Here is a 15,986-nt window from a genome sequence, read left to right as displayed (position 1 = left end):
AACCACAAGATCAAAAACATCAAACGCCGGGCATACGGCTATCGAAATTTAGAACGGTTTCGTTTGCGTGTATTTCTGGAGTGTACAGGGAACACTACAAGCAGTCAGGCTGCCTAAGCGCTCTCTTCTTCCGCTATCGGTATGATAGTTGGTAGAATGGAACCCGTCACGGAAAGCACTTGACTGTTTCCATTCTACCAACTTCATGGTCTGTATGCGGAAGAAGGATCCTGACTGATGAACCTATTTCATCCAGCTAACATGTTTCTGGGATTGAGTGAAAATCACAGAAAATGGTGAAGACCCTATAAATATAAAATAATGTTCCAATTATGAGTAAAATAGTTAAGAAAAGTAAATTGTTTTTTTTTTACTCATGAAAACCACCTTGTAAGATAAAGATAAATCCAAGCAGGTAATAGAAAAGAAAAAAGAAGTGTATCTTAAAATTGTATAATAGGAAATAATTTACATTACTATTTTGTTAAAATTTATAAAGAATATAAATCTAATACCTATAATGTATTATTTTATATTATATATAAATATTATTTTAATTTGGGATAAAAAGTGGTAAAATAATATGAACGTGTTGCAAAACTCATAACGAATGCATAAATGCACATAAAAAATCCACCACCTTGGAAATCATATACAGTGACCAAAAAACCAAGGGGTGGACACTATTATGATTTCCAGTTTAAACAATGAACATGCATGGCCTTATGAAATTGATCCACTTTTAGCATCCTTATTTCGATATATCGATTCGCTGTCGTTGCCGGAGACACCGTATGTGACAGGAAGACCGCCGGTGTCGAAAAAATCTTTATTGAAATGTTTCTTTTTGAAAACCTATTTTTCCATTGATTCCTTGCGAAAATTAGTACGCATTCTGCAGCGTTTTCGCTGTTTTCAACGGGCTTGTGGGCTTGATGAAGTCCCACATCTGTCTACGTTTTCCCGTGCGGCAAAGTGGTTTCGGGAACAGGGATTTCCTGTTTTTCACGCACAGCTGCTCAAAGATCTAGAAGTACGGTATCCCAAAATTGTGCTAATTGACAGCACGGCTCTTCGAAGCAGTCTTTACGATTCACAGGCAAAGTGGGGAGTGTCCACCCGATACCACTGGTTTAAAGGATATAAGCTCCACCTCTGCACTACTGCCGAGGGAATCATTTTATCTCATGTGCTGACCACAGCGAATCGAAATGATGCGGCAGTGGCGCCAGAGTTGCTTGTTTCTTTACAGCAGTGGGATATTGAGTTTGTATTAGGCGATGCCGCATATGACAGTGAAAAGGTTCGTCAAACAGCAGAGCAGTCAGGAATCCTATTGATTTCCCCTATCAACCGCCGCAATAGCAGGGAACGAAAAGACGCCTATGGCCGTGTTCTTCCTGTCTTTTTGAAAACAAGGTTTGGCCAATGGCTGTTTGGGCTTCGCCGCGAGATTGAACGGGTATTTAATGAGTTAAAAAGTGACGGGGTGGAACAGCCGCGATGGTATGGATTTCATCGATATTTACTACATGTGTTATGCTGTATCCTTATGCATAACTTCGAGTTTTTACTCTAGTTTTGCAACACCATCTTCCCGATAAAAAGTCTTGAAGCTGCATTGGAATATATCGAGCAGTTAGAAGAGGAAAACGCTGAACATAGTCCAACATTCATTTGAGGGTGAATTTTATGAAGATTTTACAGTTAATTTCAATTAGTTTGCTAACAATGTTTATATTAATGAAATTAAATGTTATTAATATAAATTTAAAATACCATATTTTACATTACCTTTTAAATGCTAGTCTATTACTAACATTTTTTAGTATTATTTTTCCTCTGGTATCTTATATTAAATTAAAAAGAATGAATGTTAATAAAACTCAATTTCTAAATGACATACTAAGAGAAATAGATCCAAATCAAAATGTGGAGATTTTTATTACTGACAAATTTATGAAGAATAACGCTGCGGTATTGTATAGACGAAATCAACCTGTAATTGTATGTGGAGATGGTTTAGTTAACTCCTTAAGTAGAGAACAATTAAAATTTCTTATTGCCCATGAATATTACCATATAAAAAAGAACCATATGTTAAAAAATATATTATCATTTATATTTGTGTTAGCAGGAGTGCCGATATTGTTATTAACTATATCGCCTTACTTAATTTCACTAACATCTTTATTTACAACTTTAATAATTTCATTTATCCTTTATGTTTCTTCGTTTACTCTACACTTTGTTTTTTCACAGCGGCGCGAATTATCTGCTGATCGATTCGCAAGTTCATTTGTCGGAAAAGAATGTGCAAAGGAAACTCTTAGTATTCTGCAAGAACAGAAACTTGTCCCTGAAAAAAGTTATAGCTTGTTTGAAACTCACCCTAGTATTAAGAAGAGGATAGAAAATATTAGTTAGCACGTACCCTTTATAAAACATTTTGGCTATTCGCATTATGTAGTGAAAAGTATGTCTCAAAAAAGCTATTGAAATAACAAGTGCGCAGTAGACACACGCTGTGCAGTAAAAATGTTGTTATTAGTAAAATAGCGTTGCTCAATAAAGCAACGCTAATTACTAACATTTCTAATTAACTTAACAGCATTTGCTACGATTCCTATAAGTCCAGTAATTGCGAAAATATATGCAACGAATAAAGGAATAACTGATAAATCCTTAGTTAAGATTCTATATGTACCCATTGCAAAGATTAACAAACTACTCAAAAGTACTAAAAATAAACGTACTTTATTATCCAAGTCTATCAACTCCTAAAAATTGTTCTATACAAATGTTAACATACTTAGGTCTGTTATTTAACATACTTTATGTATATTCAAAGAAAACAAAATATTTGATGAACAGTACGAAAAAATAGTGTAACAAAACACTAGAAGATACTAAACCTAAATTGTATTCCACCAGATGATCCGAATACCCCTTTTTTAATAAGTTAAATCCACACTTGTAATATTAGTTATACGGATGTATAGATATATCCTGTTACAAGACCGGAATGTATGCTTTTTCATATTAGTGGATACCCACCTTTTATAGTTTAACGCTTCCCTAAAAAGTATTATTTTGATAGTATTTACTTAACCACATACTACACACTATTCCAACTAGGAATGGGGTGTAATGATGGACTTTGACAAACTAATCAAGGAAAAGAAAAAAGGATTTTATTTTCGAATCGATATTGGAAAAGACCCGTTCACCGGTAAGAGAAAGCAAGCAAGTTTCGGACCGTTTCGCACAAAGACTGAAGCGAAGAAAGAACTTCTTAAAATTAAAGCCCAAGTCGATGATGGAAGTTATTTTAAAGAAAGTACAGAAGATTTTCCAATGTTCATGGAGCGGTGGTTTAACACTTCTTACAAAAGAACAGTAGAAATAACTACCGCCAAAAGCAGAGAATATGTAATCAGAAATCATATTATGAAGTATTTCCAACATAAAAAAATTAATGAAATTACAACATTTGATATTGACAGTTTTTATGTAGACAAGTTAGACAACGGGTATTCAGGTGCATATATCCGACAAATGCATAATTTGCTCAATCAAGCATTTGATCAAGCGGTAAAATGGTCATTGGTTAAAGTGAACCCTGTAAAGAATGCTAAACCACCCAAAGTGAAAAGTGAAGAAAAAATTACATGGACAGTGGATGAGGTAAATCGATTTCTGAATCTGATTAAAGATAGCTCTATGGAGATCCCTTACCTTCTTGCGATTTTCACAGGAATGCGACGTGGAGAAGTTTTAGGACTAAAATGGGATGACGTGGATTTTGAGAATAAGAAAATCCGCATCAAGCGTAGCTTATGCTTTGTCTCAGGCAAAGGACTAATTTTTAAAGAGCCTAAAACAAAAAAATCGAAAAGACAAATTTCAATTTCTCAACATGTTGTAAATGTATTAAAGAAACATAAACAAAAACAAGAATTTCAGAAGGAGAAATTGGGTGTTCAATACCAAGATAACAATTTAATTGTCTGCACTGATGATGGGAAACCTCTCGATCCACGAAACTTGTTACGACAATTTTATCGCTTGATCGAAGAAGCAAATGTACCGCGTATAAGCTTCCATGATTTGCGGCATACACATGCAACCATCTTAATGCAGCAAGGCGAAAATCCAAAAGTGGTCAGCGAGCGGCTGGGACATTCTCGCGTCGGTATAACCTTAGATTTATACTCACATGTCAGCGATGATTTACAAGAGCAAGCGGCAGAGAAATTTGAAAATGCCCTCTTAAAACAGAGTTAAAATCCTTTAGTTGACTAAAGGTGCAAGTTTTGTGCAAGTTTTTAAATCACGGAGATTGTAATACAATTGCCAATAAAACGAAAAAGCTTGAAACCCTTGATACGCAAGGATTTCAAGCCTCTCACTTTAGTGATTCCGACTGGGCTCGAACCAGCGACCTCCACCCTGTCAAGGTGGCGCTCTCCCAGCTGAGCTACGGAATCATATTTTGTTGTTCGCTATCGAACACATTTTTAATTATATAGACGGGCAAGTTGGTTGTCAACAACTTTTTTAAAAAAATCGCTATTCATGATGAAAAAAGGAAAGGTGCCTTCCCCGAAAGGAATAATGCGTGTTGGAACGGTTCGACATCGTATTTTTTCTACATTCTGATTGTTCTATCAAATGAGAATTTGCTTGCAAAGGCTGGCGGAATTGATGAAAAACGCCCGCCGCTTCCGGTGCCGCTCAAAATGAAACTGCAGCTGACGGTCTTGTTCAGCAGCACATTTCCTGTTTTATTGTTCAGCTTAGCGATGGAAATCAAATGGTCGCTCGCCGGACCGAGTGCATCCCACTGGTCGTATTGGCCCTGGGCAGCCGTGATTTTGTTGTTTTCGACCGCCTTCTCCGTTTTTTTGACCCGCTTGTTGGTCGATGAGATCCATGAGCCGGTCAGTGTGCTGTTAAGTCATATGAAACGGGCGGAAAACGAAATGTATGAGCTGATCGCTCACAATGTCTATACGGACGAATTTGCGTATTTGCTTCGCGGATTCAATCATATGATCGATGCTGTGCATCGGCGCGATCGAACGAACAAAGAGCTGCTCAACAGTTTCATCACTGTCCTGACAGCGGCGCTTGACGCCCGCGATCCTTATACAGCGGGGCACTCGCTGCGCGTGGCCCGCTACGCGCTGGCGATCGGCAAGCAGCTTTCTCTGCCGAATGAACAGCTTGATGCCTTGTATCGTTCCGCTCTGCTGCATGACATCGGAAAGATCGGCGTCCCCGATGCCATTTTGCTTAAAGAGGGAAAGCTAAGCGATGATGAATTTGCCTGGATCAAAAAACACCCCGCCCTTGGAGAAGCCATTTTGCGCGAGGTTAGGCCAATCGAACCGATTGAGCCGCTGCTAGCTGGAATTCGCTCCCATCACGAACGCATCGATGGCAAGGGATATCCGGATGGCTTAGCAGGCGACGAGATTCCGTTGTTTGGCAAAATCATCGCCGTGGCCGATGCGTTTGACGCCATGACTTCCGATCGCCCGTACCGAAAAGGCATGGATATTCGTCAAGCGGCGGACATCTTGAGAAAAGGAAAGGGAACGCAGTGGGACAGCGAACTCGTCGACCTCTTTTTGAAACACTTACAAGAGGAGAAGCTGTTGTCAACCTCAGCGGCATCTTGACCCGCCCGCCAAGCTTTGAAGGCTTGGCGGGCTGATTGCTATGGCGTTGAAACTGACGGCCGCTCTTTCACAAACGACAGCGCCCGCTCGAAATCGGCGATCAAATCGTTGACATCCTCAAGCCCGACGCTCAGCCGCAACAAGCCGTCGGTAATGCCGCGCCGGAGCCTCTCTTCTTTTGGCATCGCCGCATGCGACATTTTCGCTGGGTGCGATAAAATTGACTCGACCGCCCCAAGGCTGACAGCAAACACCGGCAGGCGGACGTTTCGGACGAACGTCCGAGCCGCTTCTTCATCGGCTAGGCGGAACGACAGCACAGCGCCAAACCCGGCCGCCTGATGGCGCTGGATGTCATGGCCTGGGTGGTGCGAAAGCCCTGGATAATACACATCTTCCACTTTCGGATGGCGCGCCAAATACTCAGCGATGGCCAGGGCGGATTCGGACGACTGCTTCAGCCGAACGTGGAGCGTTTTTAATCCCCGCAGCACAAGCCACGCATCTTGGACGCCAAGGACGGCGCCAAACGCGTTTTGCAGTTTGTACAATTCTTTTCCCAATTCCTCGTCTTTCACGACCGCCAGCCCGGCGACGACGTCGCTATGGCCGGCTAAAAATTTCGTGGCGCTGTGAAGGATGACATCGACTCCAAGATCAAGCGGCCGCTGCAACGCCGGCGTCATGAACGTATTATCCAAGAACGTCAAACAGCCATGCGCCTTCGCCAGCTTGACGACGCCTTGAATGTCGGTCACTTTTAACAATGGGTTGGACGGCGTTTCCATATAAATGACTTTCGTGTTCGGCCGGATGTTTTCCGCCACTGCGTTTAAATCGGTCATATCGACAAACGTATATTCAATGCCAAAGCGGCCGAGCACCTCCGTAATCATCCGGTACGTGCCGCCGTAGACGTCTTCGGTCACGAGGACGTGGTCGCCTTTTGAGAGAAGCAAAAACGCCGTTGAAATAGCCGCCATGCCAGAAGCGAACGCAAACCCGCGCGTTCCGCCTTCTAACGCCGCGATCGTTTCCTCAAGCGCCTCGCGCGTCGGGTTGCCGGAGCGGCTGTAGTCGTATTTGCCGAATGAATCGAAATCGAACTGATGGAACGTGGAGGCGTGCTGGATCGGCACGCTCACCGCCCCCGTTTCGCGATCGACTTTCCATTCATTATGGAGCAGTTTCGTTGAAAACGACCATTCCCGTTCCATCGCTTACACCTCTTTCATGTGTTTGAACGCTTGCGCCAAGTCGGCGATTAAATCATCCGCATGTTCGATGCCGACCGAGAAGCGGAGCAGTCGGTTGCAGACGCCGTTTTGGATGCGGATTTCTTCCGGAATGTCGGCGTGCGTCTGCGTCGCCGGGTACGTGATGAAGCTTTCGACTCCGCCTAAGCTTTCCGCGAATGTAATGAGGCGCAAGCTTTTTAAAAACCCGTTCACCCACTTTTCATCGGCAATCCGGAACGACAGCATCCCGCCTCTTCCTGGATATAAGACGTCTGTAACATCTTCATGTTCGCGCAAAAAGGCGCTGATGCGCTTGGCGTTTTCTTCATGCTGGCGCATCCTTAGCGCCAGCGTTTTCATCCCGCGAATCAACAGCCACGAATCAAACGGCGACAAAACCGCGCCGATGGCGTTCTGATACTCGGCCAGGCGTTGACAGAGCTCCTCGCCCTTGGCGACGACAAGGCCAGCCAACACGTCGTTATGGCCGCCTAAATATTTCGTGGCGCTGTGGATGACAATATCGGCGCCTTGTTCGATCGGGCGTTGGAGCACCGGCGTGTAAAACGTGTTATCGACGATCAGCAGCAGCCCATGCCGTTTGGCGAGCTTGGCGACCGCCGAAATATCCGCCTCCTGCATCAATGGGTTCGTCGGCGTTTCCAAAAAGATGGCTTTCGTTTTTTCCGTGATTTTTTCTTCCACAGCATCAAGATCGGCAAAATCGACGTAATGAAAGCCGAGACCGTACTTGCGCCAGCCGCGCTCAAACAGGCGGTACGTCCCGCCGTAAAGGTCGGCCGATACGAGAAACTCGTCTCCGCTCTCAAACAAGGCGAGCACTGTCTGAATGGCGGCCATGCCGGAGCTGAACGCATAGCCTTGGTCGCCGCCTTCCAGTCTCGCGATCGCTTCTTCGACGATTTTGCGCGTCGGGTTGCCGGTGCGGATATAGTCAAACCCGGTCGACTCCCCGATGCCGGCATGGCGGTAGGCGGTGGAAAAATAAACTGGCGGGTTGACCGTCCCCGTCACCGTTTCGCTCCGGTTGCCAATTTGCGCTAACAGCGTCTCTAGTTTCTCCATCTCATCTCTCTCCTTCTGTTGAAAATTCCATCATGGATCAACAGCCAACCACTTAACGCCCAACGAAGCGCCGCTGTTGGTCAAGCAGCGGCTGAGGGCCTTGATCCTCGACGCCTCTCGGTTGAGGGAGCAGCCGCTTGAGCAAATAAAAAAAGTCTTCTAAGAAGAAGACTTTTCCATACGCACATGGTCATGCTTCTTCTTATCTGCCGAATTGAATGCTCAATTCGCTGGATTTAGCACCTGGCCGTCGGGCGGCTGGTTGCTGAAGCTTCATTGGGCCAGTTCCCTCCGCTTCTCTTGATAAGAACCGCTGCGTATTTAATTTTGTTAATTGTTAATTTATTAAAAAATGTAACGCATTCCGGCCATTTTTGCAAGTCATTTTTTTGCCGGCGCCAATGTTCGGCAAGTTCACGAAAAATTCGAGCCCTTCGTTAACATCTTTTTGCCTAAATATGTTACAATAACAAGTGAACTTGCGCTTTCATGGAGGATGATCATGGCGACAGCAACAGGAACGATGCGCGATTATACGCTTTACAGCAGGGAGCTGCAAGAAGAAATCGGGTTGCTTGTCTACTTGCCAAGCAATTTTTCTCCGTTGCATAAATATTCTTTATTAATCGCGCAAGACGGCAAGGATTATTTTATGTACGGAAAAATCAAAACCGTGATCGAGACGCTCATGGACGAAGGAACGATCGACCGAACGATCGTTGTCGGCATCCCGTACCGGAACGTCAGCGACCGCTACGAGAAATACCACCCGGCCGGTCGAAAAAACGAAGCCTATATCCGCTTTTTGGCCCATGAGCTCGCGCCGTTTTTGGATCGCGAGCTGCCGACGTATCAAATGGGCAAAGGACGAGCGCTGATTGGCGATTCGCTGGGAGGAACCGTTTCGCTTCTAGCCGGGCTGTTGTATCCGCATACATTTGGAAAAATCGCCATGCAGTCTCCTTACATTGACGACTCGGTGCTCGAACGCATCCGCGCGTTCCGCGACCCGTCGCTTCTTTCCCTTTACCATTCCGTCGGCGCAGAAGAAATGGCGGTCAAAACGACGGACGGCCATGTACGCGATTTTATCACCCCGAACCGGGCCGCACGGGACTTATTGATCGAAAAGCGGTTTCCCTACACGTACCATGAATTTGCCGGCGGGCATGCATGGACGTATTGGCAGCCGGATGTGCCCCGGGCGGTATCGGCCATTTTGTCGCTGTAAATAACGGCAAACGAACCATCTAAAGGAGGGAAAGCGGAATGAAGTACGGCATTGTCATTTTTCCGCCAAAGCGGATTCAAGACTTCGCCAACTCGTACCGGAAGCGGTACGACAGCCATTACGCCCTCATCCCGCCGCACATTACATTGAAATACCCGTTTGAGGCGGATGAGGAGCAAATCAAAGAAATGACGAAAGAGCTGCGCCGCATCGCAGCGGAAACGGAGCCAATTCCGATCAAAGTGACGAAATTCAGCTCGTTTTACCCGACAAGCCACATCATTTATTTGAAAGTCGAGCCAAACGAAGTGCTGGAACGGTTGCACGAGAAGCTGCACAGCGGCTTGTTTGCCGGGGAGCCGGAATTCGTGTTCGTGCCGCACATTACAATTGGCCGCGATTTGCCGAATGCGGAATACGCTGACGTCTACAGCCAACTGCGGCTGCAAAACGTCCATTTTGAAGAGACGGTCGACCGGTTCCACCTTCTTTACCAGCTCGAGAACGGATCATGGACTGTCTATGAAACCTTTATCGTTGGAGGAAAGGAAACGGGAGAATGAACGTCGCCATTGGAACAACGGAAGACCGCGCGTTGTATGAAGACGCGTTGCGCGTCCGTCGGATTGTATTCATCGAAGAGCAAAACGTGCCGGAAGAAGAAGAAATCGATGCATTTGAACATGAATCGTTCCATCTCGTCCTATACGATGGCGAACAAGCAGTCGCAGCCGGCCGGTTTCGCCTGGTCGATGAAGGGGTTGGCAAAGCGGAGCGCATCTGCGTTTTGCCGGCTTACCGCGGCCGCGGCGTCGGCCGGATGGTGATGGAGGCGTTGGAGCAGCTTGCGAAAACAAAAGGGGCGAAAAAAGTGAAGCTGAACGCCCAGACGCACGCCGAACCGTTTTATAAGAAGCTCGGCTATGAGACGATATCCGGCGTGTTTATGGACGCCGGCATCCCGCACGTCGCCATGGTCAAGCCGCTCGAATGACAGCCGGATAAAAGGGAGCTTTGCGCACGCAAGCTCCCTTTTGCTTACTTTTTGTTGTTCAACATATTGGCGATCGTGTTCAAATCAATTTGTTTGCCGTTATGGACGATCGCCTTGACGATTTGATCCTCAAGTTCTTTTGGCACTTTCCGGTTGGCAATTTGCGCCACCCGCTTCACCACTTGGCGCACCGTTTTTTCATCGCTGAAATTGGCGTTTTGCAGCGAGTTGGCGAGCTCAAAAACGTCTTTCATATTGACACCTGTTTTCTGTTCGATGTTTTTAAAAAATTGCTGATCCATCGTTCCGCCTCCTTCTCCCTGCTATATCGTATGATGCTCCCGCCTCGGCGTGCATCAAATTAGGGAAAGAAAAATACGAGCCGCTCCGTGGCGCCGAAACGGCCCGTATCCCATTCGCTTTTTCCGTTAGGCGACAAATGCCGCGCCGACAATAATCAACAAAATGAACAACACGACAATCAGCACAAAGCCACCGCCATAGCCACCGCCATAGCCGTAGCCGTAAGGATAACCATAACCGCAGAAGCCCATCATAATGTGCACCTCCTTCTCCGTTTACTGTATCGTATTCACCGGCTTAGCGGGGCGTATGGGCGCAAAGGCCATTTTGTCATCCAAATCGGCGGAACAGCTCGGCAAATTCCCGCTCCTTCTTCGCAAACCATTGCTCGATGTAGTCCAAGTTGCCTTGTACACTTTTTAAAAATCCATTGTTCAATTTTTCGATTTCTTGCAGCTGTTTGTTAAAGTCCTTTCCCCATTGTTCAAACAGGCGGATGAACGTTTCATGCCCTTCTTTGCGCGACGCAACCCAATTTTCGAGCGCTTTTTCCAACTCTTTGCTCACACTTTCCCCTCCTTTCTTACTGTTGTATGCAAAAACGACTGCCCGAGGTGAAGGCGTCCCCGTTCTTTTTTTGCCTTGCCATATGGTAAAGTAAAGATGAACGGCAACATGAAAGGGAGGGAACGAATGTGAGACAAATTGAAACAGTTGAGCAATTCGAGGCGGCCATTTCCGGCGATAAGCCAGCGATTATGAAGTTTTACACAACTTGGTGTCCAGACTGCGTGCGCCTGAACATGTTCATCGATGACATCATCCGCGATTACGGGCAGTACGACTGGTTCGAAATCGACCGAGACCAGTTTCCAGATCTTGGTGAGAAGTACCAAGTGCTTGGCATTCCAAGTCTTCTTGTGTTCCGAAACGGGGAAAAAATCGCCCATCTGCATAGCGCCGATGCGAAAACGCCGGAAGAAGTGCGCGCCTTTTTGCAATCGCTGCCGGCTTGATAGCCCTGCCGCGCCTCCCACGGCTCTGCCTAAGGCACGGCATGAAAACCGCCGCCCACGCTTCGGGCGGCGGTTTTCACTCCAGAGCGTATTTGATTGTATTTTCCACACGTGCCCGTACACATCCAGACGGCAGACTTAGTATTCAATCTCGTCGTAATCTTTCGGCTGGCGCGTCAATTGCGGATTATCAAACATAAATTCAATCGAAATTTCCTCATCGGTCGTCCGCGTTCGCTCCGGACGGCCGTTCGTTTTTAATTGGATTTGGATTTCCTCATCGGTTGTTTTCGTTCGTTTGTTTTCCATTGTTTTTGTCCTCCTCAACGTTAGTTTCGCAGCAGCGGCTGGACTTTTTGAATGAGCTCCGTCATTTTTGCCGCCTGTTTTTCATAGAGCACTTTTGCCTCTTGCGAATCGGTTTGCAGTGCGTACAATTCGAAATCAGCTTGCACTTTTTTCATCGCAGCCAACAGCAGCTTTTTCTCTTGCGGTTCCGCCACTTGAATTTTGTCGTCATACAAATCGACCGTCAGCTGCCCATACGAATCCACTTGGGCAAGAAAGACGTTTTCCACTGCCACTCCTTGCTTGTCAAGCTGTTCCTTCAGCCAGCCGCGGCCAAGCCCCATCGTAGCGAGCGGCTCATCCAAAATCATGCCGTCCATGATGACCGTCTGCGGCTCTTTTTCCCGCGGCGGGTTTGGGAACACGTCGCCGACAGTGAGCGGCTGCTTTTCCCGCTTCAGCAACACGTTCAAGTCGCCGTTCGGCTCAAGCACCGCAAACTCGACGTCGGCGACGCGAAACACATCTTTTTTGCGCAGCTGTTCGAGCAGCTCGTCAACCGTATATTTCTCCCGTTTCAAATTTTCCTCTAAAATTTTGCCGTTTTTAATAAAAACCGTGGAGTTGCCCTCGACAAAATCGCGAAATTTCTTGTTGCGCAGCGAGAGTCGAGCGACAGCCACTGGAAACAGCGACCAAATCAAAATGCTGGTGATGCCTTCTTGCAGCGAAATTCCTAAGTCGACCGACATCGTTCCAGCGATATCGCCGACGGTAATGCCGACGATGTATTCAAAAAACGACAATTTTGATAATTGCTTTTTGCCGAGAATGCGGGTGATCACAAACAACCCGATTAAAATGCAAATCGAACGAATGGCGGTTTCTAACCATATAGGCATCGATCATGCTCCTTACTTTCCGTGATATTGCGGCTCCTCGAACTCGAGCCGGCCGATCCGGTCTTTCAGTTCGGCGATGATCTCCTCAGTGGAAAGCATCGCCTCATGAAACGTCCGCTGCGCCGTTTCATCCTGGGAAGTGAGCGCCAGCTGTTGCAGCCCAGCGTGAATGCCTTTTAGGCTCGCCAACGTTTGTTTCACTTGCGAGGCAACAGTCATCCGCGTCCCTCCTTATCCTTTCGGGCGGAACAAGAGCGCTCCGATAAACCCGAACACAATAGCGGCGGAAATGCCGGCGCTTGTCACTTCAAACATGCCGGTCAACACGCCGACAATGCCGTGTTTTTCCGCCTCTTGCATCGCGCCGTGAACGAGCGCGTTGCCGAAGCTTGTAATCGGAATCGTCGCCCCGGCGCCGGCAAAATCAATGAGCGGCTCATACAAACCGAATCCATCCAAAATCGCCCCGACGACGACGAGACTCGTCAACGTATGCGCAGGTGTCAGTTTAAACACATCCATCAAAATTTGCCCGATCACGCAAATCAGCCCGCCGACGACAAACGCCCAAAAAAACATGGCCAACACGCTACGCCTCACCTCCGTACTCGATCGCCACCGCATGGGCGATGCACGGGATCGTTTCGTTTTGCTGAAACGACAATGGCGACAACAGCGCCCCTGTCGCCACCACCAAAATGCGCTTCAGTTCGCCGCGGCGCATCCGTTTGATGAGATGCCCGTAAACGACGACAGCGGAACAAGCCGCCCCGCTCGCTCCGGATAAAACCGGCTGTCCGTCACGGTAAATGAGAAGTCCGCAATCTTGGTAGCGCTCTTCATCGATGTCAATGCCGTGCTGACGCAGCAAGTCAAGGGAGACTTGGCGTCCGATTCGCCCTAGATCGCCGGTGACGATCAAATCGTAATACGATGCATCGATTTGCATGTCGCGCAAATGCGCCTCAATCGTATCGACCGCCGCCGGCGCCATCGCTCCACCCATGTTGAACGGGTCGGCAAGCCCCATATCCACAACGCGGCCGATCGTCGCTGCCGTCACGCGCGGCCCGTCCCCTTTCGGGCTGACGATCGCCACGCCAGCTCCCGTTACCGTCCACTGCGCTGTCGGCGGCTTTTGCCCACCGTATTCGGTTGGATAGCGGAACTGCTTTTCGACAGCGGTGTTATGGCTTGACGCACCGGTTAAGATATAGTCTGCCCCGCCATAGTTGGTAATAAAAGCGCTGAGCGCAAGCCCTTCCATGGAGGTTGAGCAGGCGCCAAAAATGCCAAGGTACGGCATGCCGAGCGTTCGGGCGGCAAAACTTGTCGGCGTCATCTGGTTGATCAAATCGCCGGCGATGAGAAACTGCACCTTTTCCTTCTCTAATCCGGCTTTTTCCATCGCCTGAAACGCTGCTTCTTCCATGAGCACGCGGTGCGCCTTCTCGTACGACTCCTCTCCGAGCCATAAATCTTCGTGAAGAAGATCAAAGTCTTCCGCGAGGCGGCCGTTCGCCTCAAACGGCCCGCCGACCGCCGCTGTTGCGATGATTGCCGGCTTGTTCGCAAACACCCATGTGCGGTGCCCTTTCAGCATTACAATCCCCCCCACTGGGTCGCAATCGTTTTGACAAGGGCGATGACAAACGCGGCAAACGTGCCGAACAAAATGACCGAGCCGGCCAGTTTAAACATGTTCGACCCGACGCCGAGCACAAACCCTTCTGTCCGATGCTCAATAGCAGCGGAAATGACGGCGTTGCCAAACCCTGTCACCGGCACGGCGCTTCCCGCCCCAGCGAATTGGGCGATCCGGTCATAAACGCCAAACCCAGTTAAAATCATCGACAAAAAGACCATCGTCGCCACCGTTGGGTTCCCTGCTGTTTGTTCGGTGAAGTCAAAAAAGTACATGTAAAAATAAGAAATCGCCTGTCCAATCACGCAAATGATGCCGCCGACGAGAAACGCGCAGGCGCAGTTGCGGACGATCGGGCGCTTCGTTTCCCGCTCTTTTTCAAATAAGTGATACTCTTGTTGGACTGGAGTCAATTTTTTTCGCTTTTCATTCGCCATAACGACACCTCTTATGTTTGCTCTTTGCTCAGCGCCTTAATGCGCCCGATTTCGCGGTTGACTTTTCGCCCATCCCAATGCCGTTTCCCCATGTTCGCTTTTAACTCCTTCGTTTTCCAAAAAATTTTCAAATCACTGGAAGAAATGATGTCATAACCAGGAAACATGTTGCGCAATCGGCTATCGACGTCCTTTTCAATCTTCTTTCGATTCCACCGCTGCAAATGCGGAATTTGATAAGCAACGAGCAACTTCTCGCCCGTGTTGACCGCGACAACATCCCGGACGTCGTCGCGTTGGCGCAAATAGGAGGCGGCCCGCTCGGCCGGCCCTTGGTCAAGCTCGGCGTTCTTCGTCGTCCCGGATGTGTGCGCCCGAAGCAAGTTTGCCCCTTGCAGCGATTGCTTTTGTTCGGTTTCCTCTTTTGCGCAGCCGCTGACCGCGATCACCACGGCGACAACGACCAACCACCATGTTTTCATCGCCATCAACCCATTCGTTTTATGTATTTCCGTGAAGCGGGGGAAAAGGTTGGCGTGCTGCCAACCTTCCCGCCCCCAACATAACATCCGCCTCAGCAAATGTTATTGTTGTTTATATTGTGGCTCTTCGTTTTGAATTTCTTGCACGCGTGAGTTCACTAAATCGATGACGGCTTGCGTTTGTTGAGCAGCTTGTTGGTAAAGCTGTTTAGCGGCTTGGTTTTCCGTTTGCAACGCAAACGTTTCAAAGCTGGCTTGAGCGGCTTTTAATCCCGCTAACGTTTGTTTCACTTGTGTAGCAACAGTCATGACTTATGTCCTCCTTAATGGTGTGGAATTGTTGGTGACAATCATTAGAATGTTTTTTTTGCCGCCGAATTATAATTGTAATTTTCTGTAAAACAACCAGTCATGTTTCCTGCTCCTTTAAGCGCAAAAAGGGCGCCTTTGCTCGAGGCGCCCTGATCGTTCATGATTTTTTATCGATTTTATCGGAATAACCGCGGCCGAGCGACGGGTTGTTTAAAATGCCGGCCATCACCAAAATGCTCAACAACGCATGGTACAGCTGTTCGTACTTGCCGAGGTCGATGTCGACGCCAAACGTCTCCAGCGCCAGTACGACAAACGACCCGATCCCGAGCCAAAGCCCGTAGTTTTTAAAACGCTCCACCGTT

At 47.6% G+C, this 15,986-nt stretch carries 23 protein-coding genes, 1 tRNA gene, 1 pseudogene and 1 riboswitch; of the genes and pseudogenes, 9 read left to right on the top strand and 16 right to left on the bottom strand.

The genetic code is table 11. The features are described 5' to 3' along the window. The 3 genes from CV944_RS17150 to CV944_RS03875 form a co-directional block, all read left to right on the top strand. The coding region (locus CV944_RS17150; protein ID WP_145994819.1) for a transposase at window positions 1-117 on the top strand (117 nt) is incomplete at its 5' end. 571 nt (window positions 118-688) lie between these two features. Continuing rightward, window positions 689-1,579 carry a transposase gene (locus CV944_RS03880; protein WP_100663848.1) on the top strand — a complete coding sequence of 297 codons (891 nt, stop codon included), beginning with the start codon at window positions 689-691 and terminating at the stop codon, window positions 1,577-1,579. A 113-nt stretch (window positions 1,580-1,692) separates the two neighbouring features. Continuing rightward, the gene (locus CV944_RS03875) at window positions 1,693-2,427 is read left to right on the top strand and encodes a M48 family metalloprotease (protein WP_100663847.1); all 735 of its coding nucleotides are present in this window, start codon (window positions 1,693-1,695) and stop codon (window positions 2,425-2,427) included. A 152-nt stretch (window positions 2,428-2,579) separates the two neighbouring features. On the opposite strand, the gene CV944_RS03870 is transcribed toward CV944_RS03875, so the two are convergent. Continuing rightward, the gene (locus tag CV944_RS03870) at window positions 2,580-2,768 is read right to left on the bottom strand and encodes a hypothetical protein (protein WP_100663846.1); all 189 of its coding nucleotides are present in this window, start codon (window positions 2,766-2,768) and stop codon (window positions 2,580-2,582) included. A gap of 382 nt (window positions 2,769-3,150) precedes the next feature. Here CV944_RS03870 and CV944_RS03865 point away from each other — a divergent pair, with 382 nt between their 5' ends. Next, window positions 3,151-4,287: a tyrosine-type recombinase/integrase gene (locus CV944_RS03865; protein WP_100663845.1), complete on the top strand. Its 1,137-nt coding sequence runs from the start codon at window positions 3,151-3,153 to the stop codon at window positions 4,285-4,287. Window positions 4,288-4,417: 130 nt separating this feature from the next. Here CV944_RS03865 and CV944_RS03860 read toward each other — a convergent pair. Beyond that, window positions 4,418-4,490: transfer RNA gene (locus tag CV944_RS03860), tRNA-Val, on the bottom strand. A gap of 192 nt (window positions 4,491-4,682) precedes the next feature. On the opposite strand from CV944_RS03860, the gene CV944_RS03855 reads away from it, so the two are divergent. Next, entirely contained in the window at window positions 4,683-5,687 is a 1,005-nt protein-coding gene (locus CV944_RS03855; RefSeq protein WP_232722023.1) for an HD-GYP domain-containing protein, read from the top strand. A 38-nt stretch (window positions 5,688-5,725) separates the two neighbouring features. Here CV944_RS03855 and metC read toward each other — a convergent pair whose 3' ends face one another. Together metC and CV944_RS03845 are read right to left on the bottom strand one after the other, a co-directional pair. After that, window positions 5,726-6,904, bottom strand: a complete 1,179-nt coding sequence (gene metC, locus CV944_RS03850; RefSeq protein ID WP_100659326.1) for a cystathionine beta-lyase — start codon at window positions 6,902-6,904, stop codon at window positions 5,726-5,728. Window positions 6,905-6,907: 3 nt separating this feature from the next. Beyond that, window positions 6,908-8,011, bottom strand: coding sequence for a methionine biosynthesis PLP-dependent protein (locus CV944_RS03845; RefSeq protein ID WP_100659325.1), 1,104 nt, complete (start codon window positions 8,009-8,011; stop codon window positions 6,908-6,910). 199 nt (window positions 8,012-8,210) lie between these two features. Next, a riboswitch (SAM riboswitch) is annotated at window positions 8,211-8,321 on the bottom strand. 192 nt (window positions 8,322-8,513) lie between these two features. Between CV944_RS03845 and CV944_RS03840 the strand changes: the two genes are divergently transcribed. From CV944_RS03840 to CV944_RS03830, 3 genes are read left to right on the top strand one after another with little or no spacing between them, the layout of a single operon-like run. Next, on the top strand, window positions 8,514-9,242 hold the full coding sequence (locus CV944_RS03840; RefSeq protein ID WP_100659324.1) for an alpha/beta hydrolase: 729 nt from the start codon (window positions 8,514-8,516) through the stop codon (window positions 9,240-9,242). Window positions 9,243-9,280: 38 nt separating this feature from the next. After that, a complete protein-coding gene (locus CV944_RS03835; protein WP_100663843.1) occupies window positions 9,281-9,805 on the top strand; it encodes a YjcG family protein in 525 nt (174 codons plus the stop codon). Then, window positions 9,802-10,236 (top strand): GNAT family N-acetyltransferase, encoded by a 435-nt coding sequence (locus CV944_RS03830; protein WP_033010482.1) that lies wholly within the window; start codon window positions 9,802-9,804, stop codon window positions 10,234-10,236. The genes CV944_RS03835 and CV944_RS03830 overlap by 4 nt, the downstream gene beginning before the upstream one ends. 44 nt (window positions 10,237-10,280) lie before the next feature. On the opposite strand, the gene spoVIF is transcribed toward CV944_RS03830, so the two are convergent. The 3 genes from spoVIF to CV944_RS03815 form a co-directional block, all read right to left on the bottom strand. Next, a complete protein-coding gene (gene spoVIF / locus CV944_RS03825) occupies window positions 10,281-10,538 on the bottom strand; it encodes a sporulation-specific transcription regulator SpoVIF (RefSeq protein WP_033015693.1) in 258 nt (85 codons plus the stop codon). 126 nt (window positions 10,539-10,664) lie between these two features. Further along, window positions 10,665-10,793 (bottom strand): YjcZ family sporulation protein, encoded by a 129-nt coding sequence (locus tag CV944_RS03820; RefSeq protein WP_013146038.1) that lies wholly within the window; start codon window positions 10,791-10,793, stop codon window positions 10,665-10,667. Window positions 10,794-10,869: 76 nt separating this feature from the next. Next, window positions 10,870-11,106 (bottom strand): hypothetical protein, encoded by a 237-nt coding sequence (locus CV944_RS03815; RefSeq protein WP_015374185.1) that lies wholly within the window; start codon window positions 11,104-11,106, stop codon window positions 10,870-10,872. A 113-nt stretch (window positions 11,107-11,219) separates the two neighbouring features. On the opposite strand from CV944_RS03815, the pseudogene CV944_RS03810 reads away from it, so the two are divergent. Next, a pseudogene (locus CV944_RS03810) lies at window positions 11,220-11,555 on the top strand (thioredoxin family protein); the annotation flags it as partial. 138 nt (window positions 11,556-11,693) lie between these two features. On the opposite strand, the gene CV944_RS17410 reads toward CV944_RS03810, so the two are convergent. From CV944_RS17410 to CV944_RS03770, 9 genes are all read right to left on the bottom strand, one after another. Next, window positions 11,694-11,864, bottom strand: coding sequence for a hypothetical protein (locus tag CV944_RS17410; RefSeq protein ID WP_193443533.1), 171 nt, complete (start codon window positions 11,862-11,864; stop codon window positions 11,694-11,696). Between the two features lie 20 nt (window positions 11,865-11,884). Next, window positions 11,885-12,745, bottom strand: coding sequence for a DUF421 domain-containing protein (locus CV944_RS03805; protein ID WP_100659322.1), 861 nt, complete (start codon window positions 12,743-12,745; stop codon window positions 11,885-11,887). Between the two features lie 12 nt (window positions 12,746-12,757). Then, the gene (locus CV944_RS03800; protein WP_100659321.1) at window positions 12,758-12,964 is read right to left on the bottom strand and encodes a DUF1657 domain-containing protein; all 207 of its coding nucleotides are present in this window, start codon (window positions 12,962-12,964) and stop codon (window positions 12,758-12,760) included. A 12-nt stretch (window positions 12,965-12,976) separates the two neighbouring features. After that, complete coding sequence (gene spoVAE / locus CV944_RS03795) at window positions 12,977-13,333, bottom strand: stage V sporulation protein AE (RefSeq protein WP_100659320.1); 357 nt, start codon at window positions 13,331-13,333, stop codon at window positions 12,977-12,979. A gap of 1 nt (window position 13,334) precedes the next feature. Beyond that, window positions 13,335-14,348: a stage V sporulation protein AD gene (spoVAD, locus tag CV944_RS03790; RefSeq protein ID WP_100663842.1), complete on the bottom strand. Its 1,014-nt coding sequence runs from the start codon at window positions 14,346-14,348 to the stop codon at window positions 13,335-13,337. Next, entirely contained in the window at window positions 14,348-14,827 is a 480-nt protein-coding gene (gene spoVAC, locus CV944_RS03785; RefSeq protein WP_100663841.1) for a stage V sporulation protein AC, read from the bottom strand. The genes spoVAD and spoVAC overlap by 1 nt, the downstream gene beginning before the upstream one ends. Window positions 14,828-14,838: 11 nt before the next feature. Further along, window positions 14,839-15,309 (bottom strand): YhcN/YlaJ family sporulation lipoprotein, encoded by a 471-nt coding sequence (locus tag CV944_RS03780; RefSeq protein WP_232722021.1) that lies wholly within the window; start codon window positions 15,307-15,309, stop codon window positions 14,839-14,841. A gap of 102 nt (window positions 15,310-15,411) precedes the next feature. Next, the gene (locus CV944_RS03775) at window positions 15,412-15,618 is read right to left on the bottom strand and encodes a DUF1657 domain-containing protein (RefSeq protein WP_033010468.1); all 207 of its coding nucleotides are present in this window, start codon (window positions 15,616-15,618) and stop codon (window positions 15,412-15,414) included. A 160-nt stretch (window positions 15,619-15,778) separates the two neighbouring features. Next, window positions 15,779-15,982 (bottom strand): phage holin family protein, encoded by a 204-nt coding sequence (locus CV944_RS03770; RefSeq protein WP_033010466.1) that lies wholly within the window; start codon window positions 15,980-15,982, stop codon window positions 15,779-15,781. Window positions 15,983-15,986 lie beyond the last annotated feature (4 nt).

Origin of the sequence: Geobacillus sp. WSUCF-018B (assembly GCF_002809985.1) — a bacterium.
GTDB classification, from domain to species: Bacteria; Bacillota; Bacilli; order Bacillales; family Anoxybacillaceae; genus Geobacillus; species Geobacillus thermophilus.
Note: the sequence above shows the minus strand (reverse complement) of the source record. Positions and strands in the feature narration are given on the sequence as shown.

Bases quoted from the DNA above. Each gene is read 5' to 3' on its own strand.
- CV944_RS03865 (WP_100663845.1), top strand. From the start codon at position 3,151: ATGATGGACTTTGACAAACTAATCAAGGAAAAGAAAAAAGGATTTTAT.
- CV944_RS03840 (WP_100659324.1), top strand. From the start codon at position 8,514: ATGGCGACAGCAACAGGAACGATGCGCGATTATACGCTTTACAGCAGG.
- CV944_RS03800 (WP_100659321.1), bottom strand. From the start codon at position 12,964: ATGACTGTTGCCTCGCAAGTGAAACAAACGTTGGCGAGCCTAAAAGGC.
- CV944_RS17410 (WP_193443533.1), bottom strand. From the start codon at position 11,864: ATGGAAAACAAACGAACGAAAACAACCGATGAGGAAATCCAAATCCAA.
- spoVIF (WP_033015693.1), bottom strand. From the start codon at position 10,538: ATGGATCAGCAATTTTTTAAAAACATCGAACAGAAAACAGGTGTCAAT.
- CV944_RS03775 (WP_033010468.1), bottom strand. From the start codon at position 15,618: ATGACTGTTGCTACACAAGTGAAACAAACGTTAGCGGGATTAAAAGCC.
- CV944_RS03830 (WP_033010482.1), top strand. From the start codon at position 9,802: ATGAACGTCGCCATTGGAACAACGGAAGACCGCGCGTTGTATGAAGAC.
- CV944_RS03820 (WP_013146038.1), bottom strand. From the start codon at position 10,793: ATGATGGGCTTCTGCGGTTATGGTTATCCTTACGGCTACGGCTATGGC.
- CV944_RS03845 (WP_100659325.1), bottom strand. From the start codon at position 8,011: ATGGAGAAACTAGAGACGCTGTTAGCGCAAATTGGCAACCGGAGCGAA.
- CV944_RS03875 (WP_100663847.1), top strand. From the start codon at position 1,693: ATGAAGATTTTACAGTTAATTTCAATTAGTTTGCTAACAATGTTTATA.
- spoVAD (WP_100663842.1), bottom strand. From the start codon at position 14,348: ATGCTGAAAGGGCACCGCACATGGGTGTTTGCGAACAAGCCGGCAATC.
- spoVAC (WP_100663841.1), bottom strand. From the start codon at position 14,827: ATGGCGAATGAAAAGCGAAAAAAATTGACTCCAGTCCAACAAGAGTAT.
- metC (WP_100659326.1), bottom strand. From the start codon at position 6,904: ATGGAACGGGAATGGTCGTTTTCAACGAAACTGCTCCATAATGAATGG.
- CV944_RS03880 (WP_100663848.1), top strand. From the start codon at position 689: ATGATTTCCAGTTTAAACAATGAACATGCATGGCCTTATGAAATTGAT.
- CV944_RS03835 (WP_100663843.1), top strand. From the start codon at position 9,281: ATGAAGTACGGCATTGTCATTTTTCCGCCAAAGCGGATTCAAGACTTC.
- CV944_RS03780 (WP_232722021.1), bottom strand. From the start codon at position 15,309: ATGAAAACATGGTGGTTGGTCGTTGTCGCCGTGGTGATCGCGGTCAGC.
- CV944_RS03805 (WP_100659322.1), bottom strand. From the start codon at position 12,745: ATGCCTATATGGTTAGAAACCGCCATTCGTTCGATTTGCATTTTAATC.